The organism is Lentzea sp. NPDC004782 (assembly GCF_040609115.1).
Taxonomy (GTDB): domain Bacteria; phylum Actinomycetota; class Actinomycetes; order Mycobacteriales; family Pseudonocardiaceae; genus Lentzea.
This window is the reverse complement of record NZ_JBEXJN010000034.1, coordinates 49512-69706: the sequence shown is the minus strand read 5'-3', so window position 1 is coordinate 69706 and position 20195 is coordinate 49512. Positions and strand designations below refer to the sequence as shown.

Below are 20195 nucleotides of genomic sequence, written 5' to 3'. Positions count from 1 at the left end.
CGTCCAGGTGGGGTCAGCGCTCGGTGCGTCGGCCGAGTTCGTTGTCGATGAAGGCGAACACGTCGTCGACGCTCGCCGAGTTGATGCGGTCGCTCACGGCTTCTTCGGTCTTGGCACCGCCGTACTGGGCAAGCAGGTTGCGCAGGCGGGCGGCGACCCCGTCCCGGGCCAGGTCGTCCGGGGAGCTGGCGGCCAGCGCGGCCTCCAGCCGGTCGAGCTCGCCGGTCACCGACGGACCGGCGTCGCCGCCGAGCAGCTCGCCCGCGAGGTAGGAGGCCAGCTCGCCGGGGGTCGGGTAGTCGAAGACCAGACCGGCGGGGAGCTTCAGGCCCGTGGCGGAGGCGAGGCTGTTGCGCAGCTCCACGGCGGTCAGCGAGTCGAAGCCGAGGTCGCGGAACTGCTTGTCGTGGTCGATGGCCGCGGGCGAGGAGTGCCCGAGGACGCCGGCCGCGTGACCGCGCACGAGGTCGACCAGGTACTTGGCGCGTTCCTCCGCGGGCAACGCGGTCAGCGTCGCCGTGATGTCCACAGTGGACGCTCCACCGCTGCCCGCCGTGCGCTTTCCGCCTCGGACGAGGCCGCGCAGGACCGCCGCGACCGGGCCGTTGGCGCGGCCGGTGGTGATGCGGGCCGGGACGAGCACCGCGTCGTCACGGGAGGTGGCGTCGTCGAACAACGCCATGCCCTGCCGGACGGACAACGGCGGCATGCCGGTGCGGCCGATGCGGTCCATCGCACCGTCCTGCAGATGTGCCGTCATACCACCGGTTTGCGCCCACGGACCCCACGCCAGCGACGTCGCGACCAGGCCTTGCGCGCGCCGGTGTTCGGCCAGTGCGTCGAGGAACGCGTTGGCCGCGGCGTAGTTGCCCTGACCGGCGCTGCCGAGCACGCCCGACACCGACGAGTAGAGCACGAACGCCTGGAGCTTCTGCTTCTTCGTGGCCTCGTGGAGGTTCCAGGCGCCGTCGACCTTGGGCCTGAGGACCTTCTCCAGCCGTTCCGGTGTGAGGGAGCCGATGGTGCCGTCGTCGAGCACGCCGGCCGTGTGGATGACGGCGGTGAGCTTGACGCCCTTCACAACCTTCTTGACGGCCTTGAGGTCGGCGGTGTCGCAGGCGGCGATCGTGACGTCCGCGCCGTGGGCGGTCAGTTCCGCTTGCAGCGCGACGGCATCCGGTGCGTCGCCGCCGCGCCGCGAGACCAGCAGCAGGCGTTTGACGCCTCGTTCGGCGACGAGGTGCCTGGCCAGTTCCGCGCCCAGGCCGCCGGTGCCGCCGGTGATGAGGACGGTGCCGTCCGGGTCCCATTCGGCTGTTTCGACGGTGTCGGTGACGCGAGCGAGGCGAGCCACCTCGACCTGCCCGTCGCGGACGCGGGCCTGGGTCTCCCCCGCGTCGATCAGGCCGGTGGGCAGCGGGGCGCTGCCGTCGGTGTCGACGAGCAGGAACCGTCCGGGGTTCTCCGACTGGGCCGTGCGGACGAGGCCCTGGACGGTCGCGCTCGCCAGGCCGCTCGTCACGAACGCCAGCCGTTCTTCGCTCTGCTGCACCAGTTCCAGTGCCCTGGCGGCGAGCGCGTGCGCCTCCTCGACGCTGTCGCCGCTGAACCGGGCCTCGCGCACGTCCTGCGCCGGCTGGGTTTCCGGTGCGGGCACCCAGTCCAGGCGGAACAGCGAGTCCTGATGTTGTTGTGCGGCAAGCGGTGCGCCGAAAACGATGTTGCGCGCCGAGACGACCGGTGCGCCGCTCTGGTCGACCGCGGCGAACCCGCCGTCGCTGAGCTTGACCCGCAGCGTGTCGGCGCCGACCGCGTGCAGGCTCACGCCGTGCCACTGCAGCGGCACCTGGTTTTCCTCGGTGATCCTGGTGGCGCAGTCGAGCAGCGCCGGGTGCACGCCGTAGAACTGGGCGTCCGGCGTGCCTTCCGGCAGCGTGACCTCCGCGTAGACGGCGTCGCCCTCCTGCCAGATCCGCTCGCCGATCGCGGTCGCGCCCTTCGGCGGCCACTCGCTGACCGTGAAGCCGGCCCGGTACTCGCCCTCGCTCAGCACGCCCGAGGCGACCCGGGTGAACGGCTGCTCGTCGTTCGGTCGCGTGTAGACGGTGAGGCTGCGCTTTCCGTTGTCCGGTGCGCCGATCCACACCTGCAGCACGCCGGGCGTGAGCGGTGCGGTGATCGTGAGCTCGTCGACCGTGCCGTAGCCGACCTGGTCCGCGGCCCGGAACGCGATCTCCGCGAACGCCGTCTCCGGGAACGCGACCGCGAGCCGGTTCGTGAACACCACCGCGTCCTCCTGCGCGACGGCCATGGCGGCGCCGAGCAGCGGGTGGTCGGCGGGCCCGAGGCCCAGTCCGGACGCGTCCGCGGCCTTCGCCATCGGCGTCGGCCAGTAGTGGTCGTGGTCGAACGCGTAGGTCGGGAGGTCGACGCGCCGGGCTCCGGTCCCCTCGAACGCGGCCGCCCAGTCGACGTTGGTTCCCTGGACGTGGAGCCTCGCGAGCGCGGTGAGCCAGGCCGTCGTCTCGTCGCGGTCCTTGCGCAGCGCCGGAACCGCGCCGTCGACCAGCGCGGACAGCACTCCGTCCGGCCCGATCTCCAGGAACGCGTTGACGCCCGCGGCTTCGAGCGCCGCGACGCCGTCCGCGAACCGCACGGCCTCCCGGACGTGCCGCACCCAGTACCCGGGCTCGGCGAGCTCGGGGCCCGCGACGCGGCCGGTCACGTTGGACACCAGGGGGATGCGGGGCGCGGCGAACTCCAGCGCCGTCACGGCGGCGCGGAAGTCCTCCAGCATCGGCTCCATCAACGGCGAGTGAAACGCATGGCTGACCGGCAAACGCTTAGTCTTGCGGCCCTGCTCGGCGAACCCGTCGGCGATCTGTCGAACCGCCTCCTCCTCGCCCGCCAGCACCAGCGACCTCGGGCCGTTGATCGCCGCGATGGACACCTGGCCGGTGATCGCGACCTCTTCTTCTGCCGCTTCGACCGCGATCATCGCGCCGCCCGCGGGAAGTGCCTGCATGAGCGCGGCACGCGCGTTCACCAGCTTGGCCGCGTCCTCCAGGCTCAGCACGCCGGCGACGTGGGCGGCCGCGATCTCGCCGACCGAGTGGCCGCCGACGTAGTCCGGTTCGACGCCGAACGCCTCGGCGAGCCGGAACAGCGCGACCTCGACCGCGAACAACGCGCGCTGCGTGTTGCCGGTCTGGTTGAGCGCCTGCTCGTCCTCACCCCACATGACATCGCGCACGTCGACGTGCTCCAGGACCGCGTCGAGCGCCTTGCGGAAGACCGGGAACCGCTCGTACAGCTCCCGTCCCATGCCCAGCCGCTGGGAGCCTTGCCCGGAGAACAGCACGGCGAGCTTGCGCCTGGTGGCCTGCCCCTGCGCGACCTCGGTGCCGTCCAGCAGCACCGCCCGGTGCTCGAACCGCGAGCGCTTGAGCAGCGAGAACCCGACGTCGAACGGGTCTGCGCCGACCGCGCGGATCCGCTCGACCTGAGCGCGCAGCGAAGCAGGGGACTTCGCCGAGACAACGAGCGGGGCCCCCTTGGGGGGACGCGAGGTCCCCACTCCAATCATCTCAGGCTGGTCTGACAATTCCGGAGCGGTCGGCGCGGCCTCCAGGATGACGTGCGCGTTCGTGCCGCTGATGCCGAACGACGAGACGCCCGCCCTGCGCGCGCGGTCCACCGACGGCCACGGGGTGTTCTCCGTGAGCAGCGAGACCGAGCCGGCCGTCCAGTCGACGTGCGACGACGGCTTGGTCACGTTGATCGTGCGCGGCAGTACCCCGTGCCGCAGCGCCATCACCATCTTGATCACACCGGCCGCACCGGCGGCGGCCTGCGTGTGGCCGATGTTCGACTTGATCGAGCCGAGCAGCAACGGCTCCGAGCGGTCCTGGCCGTAGGTGGCCAGCAACGCCTGCGCCTCGATCGGGTCGCCCAGCGTGGTGCCGGTGCCGTGCGCCTCGACGGCGTCGACGTCGGCGAACTTCAGGCCGGCCGAGGCCAGCGCCTGCCGGATCACCCGCTGCTGTGAGGGACCGTTGGGCGCGGTCAGGCCGTTGGACGCACCGTCCTGGTTGACCGCAGAACCACGCACGACAGCAAGAACGTCGTGGCCAGCAGCGACAGCATCAGACAGACGCTCCACCACGAGCACACCGATGCCCTCGGACCATGCGGTGCCATCGGCCGTGTCGGAGAACGGTTTGCAACGGCCGTCACGCGCCAGGCCGTCCTGCAGCGAGAACTCCATGAACGCGCCCGGCGCGGACATCACCTGCACACCACCGGCCAGCGCCAGCGAGCACTCGCCGTTGCGCAGCGCCTGAACCGCCAGGTGCAGCGCGACCAGGGCGGACGAGCACGCCGTGTCGATCGTCATCGACGGCCCCTCCAGCCCGAGCGCGTACGACAACCGGCCGGCGATCACGCTCGGCGAGGTGCCGGTGCCGGAGTAGCCCTCCAGCGCCTGCTCCGAGGCGAGCATCAGGTGCGCGTAGTCCTGCCCGGACGCGCCGACGTAGACACCGGTCCGCGACCCGCGCAGCGTCAGCGGGTCGATGCCGGTGCGTTCCAGTGCCTCCCACGACGTCTCCAGCACGAGCCGCTGGTGCGGGTCCATCGACACGGCCTCGCGCGGCGAGATCCCGAAGAACGCCGGGTCGAACGACGCGATGCCCTCGATGAACCCGCCCTGCCCGGTGACGGACTGCCCGGCGCCGTCACCGACGAGGTCGGGGTCCCAGCCGCGGTCGGACGGGAACCCGGTGATCGCGTCCCGCCCGCCGAGCACCAGTTCCCACAGCTCCTCCGGCGACGACACGCCACCGGGGAACCGGCAGGCGATGCCGACGATCGCGATGGCCTCGTCCGACACCTTCACCGAGTCCTCGACCTCGGTCGATCCGCCGAACAGTTCCGCGATCAGGTGTTCCGCCAACGCCTGCGGGGTCGGGTAGTCGAACACCAGCGTCGCGGGCAGCGTCAGCCCGGTCGCCGTGCCGAGCCGGTTGCGCAGCTCGACCGACGTCAGCGAGTCGAAGCCCAGCTGCCGGAACTCGCGGTCGGCGTCGATCGCGTCGGCCGACGAGTGCCCGAGCACGGCGGCGGCCTCTCCCCGCACCAGGTCGACCAGCGTCCTGATGCGTTCGGCCGGGCGAACGTCCTGCAAGCCCTGCAGCGCAGCGGTTCCCTGCGCCCGTGCCGCGGTCCGGCGCCCGCCGCGCAGCAGGTTGCGCAGCAACGGCGGCACCATCGTGGTGCTGGCTCCGGTGATGATCCGCGCGGGCACGACAAGCGGCTCGTCGACGCCGATGGCCGCGTCGAACAGCGCCAGGCCGTGTTCCAGCGAGATCGGTGGCATCGACGACTTCTCCAGCCGCTCCAGCGCGGCCGCGTCCATCGTCTTGGTCATGCCGACCTCGGACGTCCAGGCGCCCCAGGCCAGCGACACCGCGGGCAAACCGCGGGAACGCCGGTGCTGCGCCAGTGCGTCGAGGAACGCGTTGCCGGCCGCGTAGTTGCCCTGCCCGGCGGTGCCGAGCACGCCGGACACCGACGAGTACAGGACGAAGTGCGCCTGCGGCAACAAGGTGTGCAGGTTCCAGGCGGCGTCCACCTTGGGCCGCAACACCTTCTCCAGCCGTTCCGGTGTCATCGAGGCGATCACACCGTCGTCCAGCACACCGGCCGTGTGCACGACCGCGGTCACGTCGTGTCCCTTGAGGACCTGACCGAGCGCGTCACGATCGGCCACGTCGCAGGCCGCGATGGTGACGTCCGCGTCGAGCTGCGCCAGCTCCGCCGCGCCCGGCGAGCCGGGGCCACGACGGCTGAGCAGCAACAGCTTCCGGGCGCCCTGGGCGACGAGGTGGCGCGCCAGTTCCGCGCCCAGACCACCGGTACCACCGGTGATCAGCACCGTGCCGTCCGGATCCCATCCCTCCGGCACGGTGATCACGATCTTGCCGATGTGCTTGGCACGGCTCATGAACCGGAACGCGTCGCGCGCCCGCCGCACGTCCCACGCGGCGATCGGCAGCGGCTTCAGGACGCCGCGCTCGAACAGTTCCACGAGCGCGACGAGCATGCGCTGGATGTGGTCGGGGTGCGCCTCGCCGAGGTCGAACGGCCGGTAGAAGATGCCCGGCACGTCCTCCCGCAGGTCGGTCTTGCCCATCTCCAGGAAGCGCCCGCCCTCACCGAGCAGCCGCAACGAGGCGTCGATGAACTCACCGGTCAACGCGTTGAGCACGACATCCACCCGCGGGAACTTGCCTTCGAAGCCGGTGTCGCGGGAGTTGCCGATGTGGTCGTCGTCGAGGCCGAGGCCGCGCAGCACGTCCCACTTGCCCTCACTGGCGGTCGCGAACACCTCGGCGCCGAGGTGCCGGGCGACCTGGATCGCCGCCATGCCGACACCACCGGCACCGGCGTGGACGAGGACCTTCTCCCCCGGCCGCACGTGGCCGAGCTCGATCAAGGCGTAGTAGGCGGTGAGGAAGACCAGCGGCACCGAGGCGCCCTGCTCGAACGTCCAGCCGTCCGGAAGCCGGGTGAGATAAGGCTCTTCGACGATGCCGACCGGTCCCATGCCGCCGAAGAGCATGCCGAACACCGGGTCGCCGACGTTCAGCTCGGTGCACTCCGGCCCGAGCTCGGTCACGACGCCCGCGGCTTCCGCGCCGAACGAGCCGGCCTCACCCGGATACATGCCGAGCGCGTTCAGCACGTCGCGGAAGTTCAGGCCCGCCGCCCTGATCGCGACCCGGACCTGCCTGCCCTGCAGCGGTTCCGGCTGCCACGGCGCCAGCACGAGGTTGTCGAGGCTGCCCTTCGCGGTGGTGTCGAGCCGCCACGGCGTCGCGGTGGGCGGCACCAGCGTCGGCCCGGTCTGCAGGCGGGCCAGCCGTCCGGCGTGGACGGTGCCGTCGCGCACGATCAGCTGCTGCTCTTCGGTGACGAGCATGCCGGGCGTCAGCGAGCTGTTCTCGTCGAGGTCGACGAGCAGGAACCGGCCGGGGTTCTCGGCCTGCGCGGACCTCACCAGACCCCACGCGGCCGCCGCGCCGAGGTCGGTGATCGGTTCGTCGCCGATCGCCGCCGCACCGCGCGTCACGAACACCACGCGCTCTTCGGCGTTCTGCAGGATCTCCAGTACGCGCCTGGTCGTCTCGTGCGCCGCCGCCGCGTCGGGTCCGCCTTCGAGTTCCACGACCCGTGCGTCGATCTCGGTCGCCTCACCGACCTGCACAGGCACCCAGTCGACGCGGAACAGCGACTCCGCCACGGGGTTCGCCGGCGTGTTGGTCGATGGCGTCCTCACGACCAGCGACTTCACCGACAGCACCGGCGCGCCCTCGACGTCGACTGCCGTGACCTCGACGGCGTCGCCGCCGGTGTGCTTCAGCCGGACGCGCAGCCGCGACGGCCCGATGGCGTGCAGGGACACGCCGTTCCACTCGAACGGCAGGCCTTGCCCGGCCCCGTCGACGAACGTGATGGCGTGCAGCGCGGAGTCGAGCAGCGCGGGGTGCACGCCGAACGTGGCCGCGTCGTCCACGCTGTCCGGCAGCGCGACCTCGACCAGCACCTCGTCGCCGTGCCGCCACGCCTGGCGCAGACCCTGGAAGATCGGCCCGTAGGACAGTCCGCCTTCCGCGAGCGTCTCGTAGAACCCTTCCAGGTCAAGGGCTTCCGCACCCGCGGGCGGCCATTCGGCGGTGTCGAGCTCGGCCTGGTGCGGCCCTTCGGCGAGGGTGCCGCCGGCGTGCTCGATCCAGTCGTCGGAATCCGGCCGCTGCGAGTGGATGCTGACGGGCCTGCGGCCGTGGCCGTCCGGCGCGCCGACCCGCACCTGCACGGCCACGGAGTCCCGTTCGGGCAGCACCAGCGGCACGACGATCGTGAGCCCGTCGACGCGGTCGCAGCCGGCCATGTCGCCGGCGCGGATCGCGAAGTCGAGGAACCCGGTGCCGGGGAACAGCACCGAGCCGCCGACGACGTGGTCCGCGATCCACGGGTGCGTGGCGAGGCTGAGACGTCCGCTGAGCACCAGCTCGTCCGTCCCCGCGACGGCGATGGCCGCGCCGAGCAACGGATGCCCGCCCGGCCTCAGCCCGTACGCCGCGGGGTCTCCCGCGCGCCCGCCGACGGTCGCCTTCGGCCAGAACCGCTCGTGGTCGAACGGATAGGTCGGCAACGTGACGAGCCGGCCGCCCCTGATCCACGGAGTCCAGTCAACATTGATTCCGTCAACATGTACTTGACCCAGTGCGGTGGCCAGCGCGGCTTCTTCGCTCCTGTTCTTCCGCAACGCCGGGATCGCGCCGTCCACCAGTGCGGACAGCACCCCGTCCGGGCCGACCTCGAGGAACTTGGTGGCCGGGATCTTCGCGACGTTGTCGGTGAACCGCACCGCGTCCCGCACGTGGCGAACCCAGTACTCCGGGTCCGTGACGTCCCCGGTCGCGCTGATCGGAATCTTCGGCCGACTGAACCGGATGCCCTCGATCGCCCGCCGGAAGTCGTCGAGCATCGGCTCCATCAACGGCGAGTGGAACGCGTGGCTGACCTTGAGCCGCTTGGTCTTCTCGTAACGGCTCGCGATGGCCTCGACTTCCGCCTCGTCGCCCGCGATCACCACGCTCGTCGGCCCGTTGACCGCCGCGATCGACACCTTGCTCGTGAGGTGCTTGCTCACCTCTTCTTCGGTCGCCTGCACGGCCACCATGGCGCCCGTTTGCGGAAGAGCCTGCATCAGACTGGCGCGCGCACTCACGAGCTTCGCCGCGTCCTCCAGGCTGAGCACGCCCGCAACGTGCGCCGCCGCGATCTCACCGATCGAGTGACCCGCGAGGTGGGCGGGCTTGATGCCGAACGCCTGCAGCAGCCGGTACAGCGCCGTCTGGAACGCGAACAACGCGGGTTGCGTGTACCCGGTCTGGTTGAGCTTCTCCTCGTCGTCTCCCCAGACAACGCTCCTCAGCTCGGGGCCGAGGTGCGCGAGCACGTCGTCGAACGCGTCCGCGAACTCCGGGAACCGCTGGTACAGCTCGCGTCCCATGCCCAGCCGCTGCGACCCCTGCCCGGAGAACAGCACGGCCAGCGTGTGCTCCCCCGCCACCCCGCCGGCAACCTCTGCTCCGTCGAACAGCACGGCCCGGTGCTCGAACAACGCCCGCGACTTCACCAGCGAGTACGCGACGTCGACCGGCGCCGCCTCCACCGCGCGAACCCGCTCGACCTGTGCCCGCAACGCCGCCCAGGACTTCGCCGACACCACCCACGGCACCCCGCCGCCCTGAATCGATCCCGCCTGGGGGCCCCAGGGGGAGACCGAGGTCCCCACTCCAATCGTCGCACGCGGGTCCGACGATCCCGGGCCGGCAAGATCGACATTGGCGGAGTTGTCCACAGGCGCCGAGTTGTCCACAGATTTCGGCGAGCCCGGTCGCCCGGAGTCAACGCTCGATACGCTGGAAATCGGGGGGATCCCCGACGGCGCCTCCAAGATCACGTGAGCGTTCGTGCCGCTGATGCCGAACGAGGAGACGCCCGCGCGCCACGGCCGGTCGACAGCGGGCCACGGGGTGTTCGAGGTCAACAGCGAGACGGCGCCCGCGGACCAGTCGACGTGCGACGAAGGCTCGGTGACGTGCAGCGTCCGCGGCAGCAGGCCGTGCTGGAACGCCAGCACCATCTTGATCACGCCGGCCACACCCGCGGCGGCCTGGGTGTGACCGAGGTTCGACTTCACCGAACCCAGCCACAACGGGTCGACGCGGTCCTGCCCGTACACGGTCAGCAGCGCCTGCGCCTCGATCGGGTCGCCCAGCACGGTGCCGGTGCCGTGCGCCTCGACAGCGTCCACATCGGACGGGGAAAGCCCACCGGACGCAAGCGCCTGCCTGATGACCCGTTGCTGTGACGGGCCGTTCGGGGCGGTGAGCCCGTTGGAGGCGCCGTCCTGGTTGAACGCCGAGCCGCGCACGACCGCCAGCACCGGGTGTCCGGCGGCGACGGCGTCGGAAAGCCGTTCCACCACGAGGATGCCGACGCCTTCGGACCAGCCGGTGCCGTCGGCGGACTCCGAGAACGCCTTGCACAGGCCGTCCGGCGCGAGCCCTCCCTGCCGGGAGAAGCCGGAGAACGACGTCGGCGTCGCCATCACCGTCACACCACCGGCCAGCGCCAGCGAGCACTCGCCGCCGCGCAGCGCCTGCGCGGCGAGGTGCAGCGCGACCAGGGCGGACGAGCACGCCGTGTCGATCGTGACCGCCGGGCCCTCCAGGCCCAGCGTGTAGGAGATGCGGCCGGAGATCACCGACGCCGCGAGTCCGGTGCCCGCGTGGCCTTCCAGGTCTTCGTTGGAGGCCATGACGACGTGCTGGTAGTCCTGCCCGTTCGTGCCGACGAAGACGCCGGTCCGTGAGCCGCGCAAGGACGACGGGTCGACGCCGGCTCGTTCGACGGCCTCCCAGGAGGTTTCGAGCAGCAGCCTCTGCTGGGGGTCCATCGCCAGCGCTTCCCGCGGCGAGATGCCGAAGAACGCGGGGTCGAAGTCGGCGACGCCGGTCAGGAAGCCGCCGCGCAACGTCGAGCTCTGCAGCGAGGCGAGGTCCCAGCCGCGGTCGGCCGGGAAGTCCGACATCGCGTCCTCGCCCGCGACCAGCAGCCGCCACAGGTCTTCGGGCGAGTCGATGCCGTTCGGGAAGTGGCACGCCATGCCGATGATCGCGATGTCGTCGGTGGTCTGCACGACCGAAACGTCGTCGACGCCGCCGCCTTCGCCGAGCAGTTGGGCGAGCAGGTGCTCGGCCAGCACGCGCGGCGACGGGTAGTCGAACACCAGGCCGGCGGGCAGTGCGAGGCCGGTGATCTCGGTGAGCTGGTTGCGCAGCTCCACCGCCGTGAGTGAGTCGAACCCGATGTCGCGGAACGCCTTGTCGCTCACCACCGCTTCCTTGCCGGCGTGGCCGAGCACCTGGGCCGCGCGCGTCCGGACCAGCTCCAGAACGGGCTCGATCCGTTCCGCCGCAGCCAGTTCACGCAGGCTGCGGCGCAGTTCCGCGCCGGCCGACTCGCTGTCGCGGCGCGCGGCCGCCAAGTCCTCCAGCACGTCGCGGGCACCGGGCAGCTCGGCCAGCACGGGCGACGGACGCAGGCTCAGCAACGCGCGGAGCAGCTGCGGGTGGTGGACGTCCGCGATCACGGCGGTAGGGGCGGATTCCGCCACGACACCGCGCATCGCGGCGATCGCGAGTTCGGGATCCAAAGTGGACGCGCCAACGGACTTGATGGTCCGCGTGACGCGTTCTTCGCCCGCCATGCCGTCGCCGGTCCACGCGCCCCACGCGATCGACGTCGCGGCCAGGCCTTGCTCACGGCGCTGCGCGGCGATGGCGTCGAGGACGGCGTTGGCGGCGGCGTAGTTGGCCTGGCCGGGGTTGCCGATCGCGCCCGCGACCGACGAGAACAGGACGAACGCGTCGAGGTCCAGCTCGCGCGTCAGCTCGTCGAGCAGGAACGCCGACGTGACCTTCGCCTGGAAGACGTCCGTGAACCGCTCCGGCGTGAGCCCGTCGAGCACACCGTCGTCCAGCACGCCGGCAGCGTGCACAACGGCCTTGACGTCGGAGGTCAGCACCGCGGCCAGCTCGTCGCGGTTCGCGACATCGCATTTGACGACCTCGACGCCCAGTTCGGCGGCGATCTCCGCCGCACCGGGCGCGTCCATGCCGCGCCTGCTCAGCAGCACGACCTTCTCCGCACCACGCGCAACGAGATCGCGCGCGACGTGCTTGCCGAGCGCGCCGGTGCCACCGGTGATCACGACGGTGCCGGTCGGCTGCCACTCCTGAGACGCCCGTGGCGCCACGAGGATCCGCCGCCCGAACACCCCGGACGCCCTGACCGCGACCTGGTCCTCGTCGCCGCCGAGCACCGCCGCGAACCGGTGCGCCGCGCGGTCGTCGAGCTCGGCGGGCAGGTCGACCAGGCCGCCCCAGCGGTTCGGGTGCTCCAGCGCGGCAACCCGGCCGAGGCCCCACACGCCGGCCTGCCAGGGGCTGGTGACGGCGTCCGCGCGCCCGGTCGACACCGCACCGCGCGTCACCACCCACAACGGCGCCAGGACACCGGCGTCACCGAGCGCCTGGATCAACGCCGTGGTCGCGGTGATCGGCGCGAGCCCTTCACCGAACGCCGGCAACGACACCACGCCGGTGAACGGCTCCTGCGCGAACTCCGCGAGCCGCTGCGCCAGGTGCTCGCGATCGAACCGATCGACAGCGATCGCCGTGACATCACCGAGCGCCTCGATCAACGTCTCGTCGTGGCCGATCATGAGCCACTTGCCGGGCTTCGCGGTGAGACCGGTGATCGGCTGCCAGCTCTCCCCGTGCAGCCAGGACTCCACAGTGGACTGCGCCCTGCGCTTGCCCCTCCACGCCGACAGCGCGGGCAGCACACCCGCGAGCGTCTCGCTGTCGAGGTCGAGCGTGGCGGCGAGCGACGCGACGTCTTCCTGCTCGACCGCGGTCCAGAACGCCGCGTCGGCCGGGTCCGCCGCCACCACACCGGTCGCGGCCTCGGGCCAGAACCGCTCGTGCTGGAACGGATACGTCGGCAGGTCGACCCCGCGCCCGCCCCGGTAGAAGCTGGACCACTCGACGTGGACACCGCTGACGTGCAGCCTCGCGAGCGCCGTCAGGAACGCCTTGGGCTCGCTCCTGTCCTTGCGCAGCACCGGAATCGCGCCGTCCACGAGCGCGGCCAGCACGCCGTCCGGCCCGATCTCCAGGAACGCGTTCGCGCCCTGCTCCTTCAGCGCCGCGACGTTGTCGGTGAACCGGACGGTGTCGCGGACGTGACTGACCCAGTACTCGGGGTCCGTGACGTCGCCCGTGGCCGCGATCGGGATGCTCGGCTCGGCGAACCGGATTCCCGCGATCGCGCCGCGGAACGCGTCGAGCATCGGTTCCATCAACGGCGAGTGGAACGCGTGACTGACCTGCAGCTGCTTGCTCTTGCGGCCGGGGAACCGCGCGGTCACCGACCGCGCTTCTTCTTCCACACCGGCGATGACCAGCGAGTCGGCCGCGTTGATCGCCGCGATCGACACACCGGGCGTCAGGTGCGGGGCGACCTCGTCCTCGGTCGCCTGCAACGCGATCATCACGCCACCGGGTGGCAGCGCCTGCATGAGGTCCGCTCTGGCCCGGACGAGCCTCGCGGCGTCTTCGAGACTCAGGACGCCCGCGACGTGCGCGGCCGCGATCTCGCCGATCGAGTGACCGGCGAGCAGGCGCGGGGTGACGCCGAACGACTCCATCAGCCGGTACAGGGCCACCTCGACGGCGAAGAGCGCCGGTTGCGTGTTCCCGGTCCGGTTCAGGGCGTCGGGGTCTTCGCCCCACATGACCTCGCGGACGTCTCCCAGGTGCTCAAGCACCTCGTCCAGCGCCTGCTTGAACACCGGGAACTCTTCGTACAGCTCCCGGCCCATGCCGAGCCGCTGCGCCCCTTGGCCGGAGAACACCATCGCGAGCGTCTTGCCCGACGCCTCACCACTGGCCAGTACATCGCCGTCCAACAACACGGCCCGGTGCTCGAACAACGTCCGCCGGTGCAACAACGAGTACCCGATGTCGACCGCGTCCGCTTCCACGGCCCGGATCCGCTCGATCTGCGCCTCCAGCGCCTGCGCCGACCGCGCCGACACCAGCCACGGCACGCCCGCACCCTGGATCGATCCCGACTGGGGGCCCCAGGGGGAGACCGAGGTCCCCACTCCAATCGTCGCACGCGGGCCTGACGATTCCGGGCCGACAAGATCGGCAACGGCCGAGTTGTCCACAGGCGCCGAGTTGTCCACAGATTCCGCAGCAGTGCCCTGACCAGCGTTTTCTGCGAGTACGCTGGAAATCGGGGGGATCCCCGACGGCGCCTCCAAGATCACGTGCGCGTTCGTGCCGGACAGGCCGAAAGACGAGACACCCGCGCGCCACGGCCGGTCGACCGAAGGCCACGGGGTGTTCGAAGTGAGCAGCGAGACGGCGCCCGCGGACCAGTCGACGTGCGACGAAGGTTCAGTCACGTGCAGCGTCCGCGGCAGCAGGCCGTGCTGGAACGCCAGCACCATCTTGATCACGCCGGCCACACCCGCGGCGGCCTGGGTGTGGCCGAGGTTCGACTTGATCGCGCCCAGGTGGAGCGGGGCGCCGGTGCGGTCGCGGCCGTAGGTGGCGAGCAGGGCCTGGGCTTCGATCGGGTCGCCGAGGCGGGTGCCGGTGCCGTGCGCCTCGACGGCGTCGACGTCCGAAGTGGACAGTCCGGCGTTGGCGAGGGCTTGGCGGATCACGCGTTGCTGTGCGGGACCGTTCGGGGCGGTCAGTCCGTTGGAGGCGCCGTCCTGGTTCACCGCCGAGCCGCGCACGACGGCCAGCACGGTGTGGCCGTTGCGCAGCGCGTCGGACTGGCGTTCGACGACCAGCACGCCGACGCCCTCGGCCCAGCCGGTGCCGTCGGCGTCGTCGGAGAACGCGCGGCAGCGGGCGTCCGCCGCGAGGCCGCCCTGGGCGTTGAAGCCGGCGAAGTTCATCGGCGTGGACATCACCGTCACGCCACCGACCAGCGCGAGCGTCGACTCGCCCGACCGCAGCGACTGGGCGGCCAGGTGCAGTGCCACCAAGGAGGAAGAGCAGGCGGTGTCGATCGTGAGCGCGGGCCCCTCGAAGCCGAACGTGTAGGAGAGGCGGCCGGAGATCACCGCGGCGGCCAGGCCCGTGGAGGCGTGGCCCTCGATGTCGCCGCGCGCCCGCAGCACGAGGTTCGTGTAGTCCTGGCCGTTCGTGCCGACGAACACGCCGGTCTTGGAGCCGCGCAAGGTGGCGGCGTTGATGCCCGCGCGTTCGACGGCCTCCCAGGAGACTTCGAGCAGCTGGCGTTGCTGGGGGTCCATCGCGAGGGCTTCGCGTGGCGAGATGCCGAAGAACGCCGGGTCGAACTCCGCCGCCCCGTACAGGAAGCCGCCCTCGACGGTGCCGCCCGCCGCGAGGGCGTCCTGTTCCCAGCCGCGGTCGGCCGGGAAGCTCGCGATCGCGTCGGTGCCGTCGGCCAGCAGCCGCCACAGGTCCTCGGGGGTCGCGACGCCACCGGGGAAGCGGCACGCCATGCCGACGATCACGATCGGGTCGTCCGCGTCGGCCACGCCCTGCGCGGACACGTCGAGATCCGCGCCCTCTCCGGTCAGTTCGGCGAGCAGGTGCTCGGCCAGCACGAGCGGCGTCGGGTAGTCGAAGATCAACGTGGCGGGCAGCGTCAGACCGGTGGCCAGCGCCAGGGCGTTGCGCAGTTCGATCGCGGTCAGCGAGTCGAATCCGAGTGCGCGGAACTCCTTCTCGGCGCCCACCGCGCCGGCGTCGGCATAACCGATGACCTTCGCGGCTTCGCCGCGCACCACGTCGACGACGATCCGCACGCGTTCGGCGTTGGGCAGACCGGCGAGCTTGGCGAGCAGGCCGCCGGCGACGACCTCTCGCGCGGCGGTGCGGCGGCTCGCGCGGACCAGGCCGCGCATGATCGCGGGGACGTCGCCTTGTGCGGCACCGCCGCCGGAAGCGAGCGGGACGAGCAGCGGCTCGTCCGACGAGACGGCCGCGTCGAAGAGCGCCAGGCCCTGCTCGACCGACAACATCGGCATGCGGCGCAGATCGCTCTCGTCCAAAGTGGACGTCATACCGGTGTCCCAGGCGCCCCAGGCCAACGACAGCGCGGGCAGGCCGAGACCGCGGCGGTGCACGGCCAGGGCGTCCAGGAAGGCGTTGGCGGCGGCGTAGTTGCCCTGACCCGCGGCACCCATCACGCCCGACACCGACGAGTACAGGATCAGCTGCGCGTCACCGGCGAGCTCGTGGAGGTGCCACGCCGCGTCGACCTTGGGACGCATCACCGTGGAGAGCCGTTCGGGCGTCAGCGAGCCGATCACGCCGTCGTCCAGAACACCGGCGGTGTGGATGACGGCGGTCAGCTGCACACCGTCGAGCAGTTCGGCGACGGCAGCGCGTTCGGTGACGTCGCAGGACTTCACCTCGACGTCCGCGCCCAACGCGGCCAGCTCGTCGCGCAGGTCCGCGGCGCCGGGTGCGTCGAGGCCGCGGCGGCTGACGAGCAGCAGCTTGCGTTGGCCGCGCGTCACGAGGTGGCGGGCGATGACGGCACCGAGACCGCCCGTGCCGCCGGTGATCAGGACCGTGCCGTCAGAATCCCACTCGCGCACAACTGTTTCCGTGACACGGGCGAGCCGGCCTGCGAAGACCTCACCGGCCCGCACGACGACCTGGGTCTCCCCCGCGTCGATCAACCCGCCGAGGCCGGGCAGCAGCGCTTCCGACTCGGGGGCGTCGTCGAGGTCGACGAGCAGGTAGCGGCCGGGGTTCTCGGTCTGTGCGGACCGCACCAGTCCCCAGACGGCAGCGGCCGCGACGTCGTCACCGGTGACCGCGCCGCGCGTGACGAAGATCAGCCGGTCGGTGGCTTCCTGAAGAGTGGCCAGCGTTTCCGCGGCCAGTGCGTGCGCGGACTCCGGCGACTGCTCACCGGTCACGTGCACGAGCGTCGCGCTGCCGGGCGTGTAGGCGACGGGGACCCAGTCGAGGCGGAACAGCGAGTCGACGCCGCTCTGCGCGGTCAGCTCGCCGAGCGGTTCGATGCTCACGGATTCGGCCGTCAGCACGGGCTCGCCGGTGACGTCGACCGCGTTCAACGAGACAGCTCTGTCCACAGCAGACAGTCGAACTCGGACGACTTCGGCGCCGTTGGCATACAGGGAGACGCCGTGCCAGTTCGCCGGAACGCCTTCGAAGCCGAGGAAAGCGGCCGCGTGAGTGGCCGCGTCCAGCAACGCCGGGTGCACGCCGAAACCCTGCGCGTCCACGGGCAGGGCGATTTCGGCGAACACCTCCTGGCCTCGCCGCCAGGCCGCGCGCAGACCCTGGAACGCTTCCCCGTAAGGCGTTTCGTCGTAGAAGCCGTCGAGGTCGACGACGGTCGCACCCTTCGGCGGCCATTCGGTGTCCTTGACCGGTGCCGGAACCTCTTGCCCGAGAACGCCGTTCGCGTGTTCGGTCCAGTCCTGGTCGCCGCGCCGCGCGTGGAACCGGAACGCGCCGTCGCGCCCGACCTGGAGCTGCACCTGGACGGCGCCGCTGTCCGGCAGCACGAGCGGCGCGACCTGCGTGAGCCGCTCGACGCGTGCGTAGCCGGCGAGGTCGGCGGCGCGGAACGCCAGCTCCAGCGCGCCCGCGGTCGGGAACACGACGTGGTCGGCGAGCCACGCCGTCCTGGTCAGCGTGCCGGTGAGGATCAGCTCGCCGGAGCCCGCCACGGTCATCGCCGCGCCCAGCAGCGGGTGTTCGGCCGGGGTGAGGCCGAGGCTCGCCGCGTCGCCCGCGCTCACCGACACCGACGGCCAGTAGCGGTCGTGCTGGAACGCGTAGGTGGGCACGTCGACGCGCTTGCCGTTGGGGTAGAACGGTTTCCAGTCGACTGCGACGCCCGCGACGTGCAGACGGGCCAGTGCGGTGATGAACGTCGTGCGCTCGTCGCGGTCCTTGCGCTGGGCCGGGATCGCACCGTCGACCAACGCCGACAGGACGCCGTCGGGGCCGATTTCCAGGAACGTCTTGTCGCCCAGGCGGGTCACGGTGTCGTGGAAGCGGACGGTGTCGCGGACGTGGCGAACCCAGTACTCGGGGTTCGTGACGTCGCCGAGGCCGGGGACGGCCGGGGTGTGGAAGGTGATGCCGCTGATGGCGTCGCGGAAGTCGGCGAGCATCGGGTCCATCAGCGGCGAGTGGAACGCGTGGCTCACGGACAGCTGCTTCGTCTTACGGCCCGTGAACTTCGCCACCAGCGCACGGGCTTCGTCTTCCACGCCTGCGATGACGAGCGAGTCCGGGCCGTTGACGGCCGCGATCGAGATGCCCGGCGTCAGAGTGATCTCGTCCTCGGCCGCCTGCAACGCGATCATCACGCCACCCGGCGGCAACGCCTGCATGAGGGTCGCGCGGGCTTGGACCAGCTTCGCGGCATCTTCGAGGCTGAACACACCCGCGACGTGCGCGGCCGCGATCTCACCGATCGAGTGGCCCGTGACGTGTGCAGGGGTGACGCCGTAGGACTCCAGCAGCCGGTAGAGGGCGACTTCGAACGCGAACAGCGCGGGCTGAGTGTGGCCCGTCTGGTTCAGCGCGTCCTCGTCACCCCACATGACGTCGCGGAGGGCCGGGTCGAGGTGCGCCAGGACCTCGTCGAGCGCCTCGCGGAACACCGGGAACGCCTCGTACAGCCCTTTGCCCATGCCGACGCGCTGGGCGCCCTGTCCGGAGAACAGCAGGGCGAGCTCGGTGCGCCGCGCGAGTCCGGTCGCGATCTCGGCGCCGTCGAGCAACACCGCGCGGTGCTCGAACAACGCGCGCGTGGTCGCCAACGAGAACCCGATGTCCACCGGGTCGCCGTCGAGCGCGCGCACCCGGTCGATCTGCGCCGCGAGAGAGGCCTCCGTCTTCGCCGACACCAGCCACGGAATCGATTCGGATTGGCCGGCCCCCTGGGGGGATCGGGTCCCCACTCCAATCGTCTCAGGCAGGTCTGACAATTCCTGGCCGGTGGGAGTTGGCTCAGGCGGGCCCTCCAGGATCACGTGCGCGTTCGTGCCGGAGACGCCGAACGACGAGACGGCGGCGCGCGGGGCTCGGTCGGAGGAGGGCCAGGCCACGGCGGTGGTGGCGAGCTCGACGGAACCGGCGGTCCAGTCGACGTGGGTGGACGGGCGCGACACGTGCAGGGTCGCGGGCACCACGCCGTGCCGCATCGCCTGAACCATCTTGATCACGCCCGCGACGCCGGCGGCGGCCTGGGTGTGGCCGATGTTCGACTTCACCGAGCCGAGGAGCAGCGGCGTGGAGCGGTCGGCGCCGTAGGTGGCGAGGAGGCTGCGGGCCTCGATCGGGTCGCCGAGCGGGGTGCCGGTGCCGTGGGCTTCGACCACGTCCACGTCGGCGGGTGACAGGCCCGCGCGGTCGAGGGCGGCGCGGATGACGCGTTGTTGCGCGCGGCCGTTGGGAGCGGTGAAACCGTTGGAGGCACCGTCGGAGTTGACGGCCGAGCCGCGCACGACGGCGAGCACCGGGTAGCCCGCCGCGAGAGCGTCGGACAGGCGGGCGAGCACGAGCACGCCGACGCCTTCTGACCAGCCCGTGCCGTCGGCGTCGTCGGAGAAGGCTTTGCATCGGCCGTTGCGCGCGAGTCCGCCCTGACGGGAGAACTCGACCAGGGAGCCGGGTGTGCACATGACGTTCACGCCACCGGCGAGAGCGAGGCCGCACTCCCCCGCGCGCAACGCGTGCACGGCCAGGTGCATTGCCACCAAAGAAGAAGAACAGGCCGTGTCGACGGTCAGCGTCGGGCCTTCGAGGCCCAGGGCGTAGGAGATGCGTCCGGACTCAGCGGAGGCCGCGATGCCGGTGCCGACGTCGCCCGTTGCGTCGTCGAGGCCGCGGATCAGCAGATGTTCGTAGTCCTGGCCGTTGGTGCCGACAAAAACACCGGTGCGTGAACCGCGCAGAGACGACGGGTCGATGCCGGAGCGTTCGATGGCCTCCCAGGAGGTTTCCAGCAGTAGGCGCTGCTGGGGGTCCATCGTCACGGCCTCGCGCGGCGAGATGCCGAAGAACGCCGGGTCGAAGTCCGCGATTCCGTGCAGGAAGCCGCCCTGCACCGAGATGCTGTGGCCGCGTTCGTCGACGCCGCTGCCGAGCAACGCGTCGACGTCCCAGCCGCGGTCGGCCGGGAAGCCGGTGATCGCGTCACGCCCGGACGACACCAGCTCCCACAGCTCCTCCGGCGAGCTGATGCCGCCGGGGAAGCGGCACGCCATCCCGATGATGGCGATCGGTTCGGTGGCGGCCGCGACGAGCTGCCTGTTCTGCTTGCGCAGCCGCTCCGCCTCCTTCATCGCGGCGCGGAGAGCCTCGACAACCTTCTCGCTGGAGGTACTCATTCATCAGCTCCGTCAGTCCAGCCGGACACGGTCATCCCGCCAGCAATTCCAGCAGCCGAACCGGTAGCGATTTCCTCAGAAAAAAGGCCGGCCACCCGCGAAGGGCAGCCGGCCGTCG

At 71.3% G+C, this 20195-nt stretch carries 1 protein-coding gene; it reads right to left on the bottom strand.

Features of this window, described 5'->3' with window-relative positions; translation table 11 throughout:
• Nucleotides 1–13: 13 nt before the first annotated feature.
• On the bottom strand, nucleotides 14–20077 hold the full coding sequence (locus ABZV40_RS28635) for a type I polyketide synthase (RefSeq protein ID WP_355448029.1): 20064 nt from the start codon (nucleotides 20075–20077) through the stop codon (nucleotides 14–16).
• Nucleotides 20078–20195 lie beyond the last annotated feature (118 nt).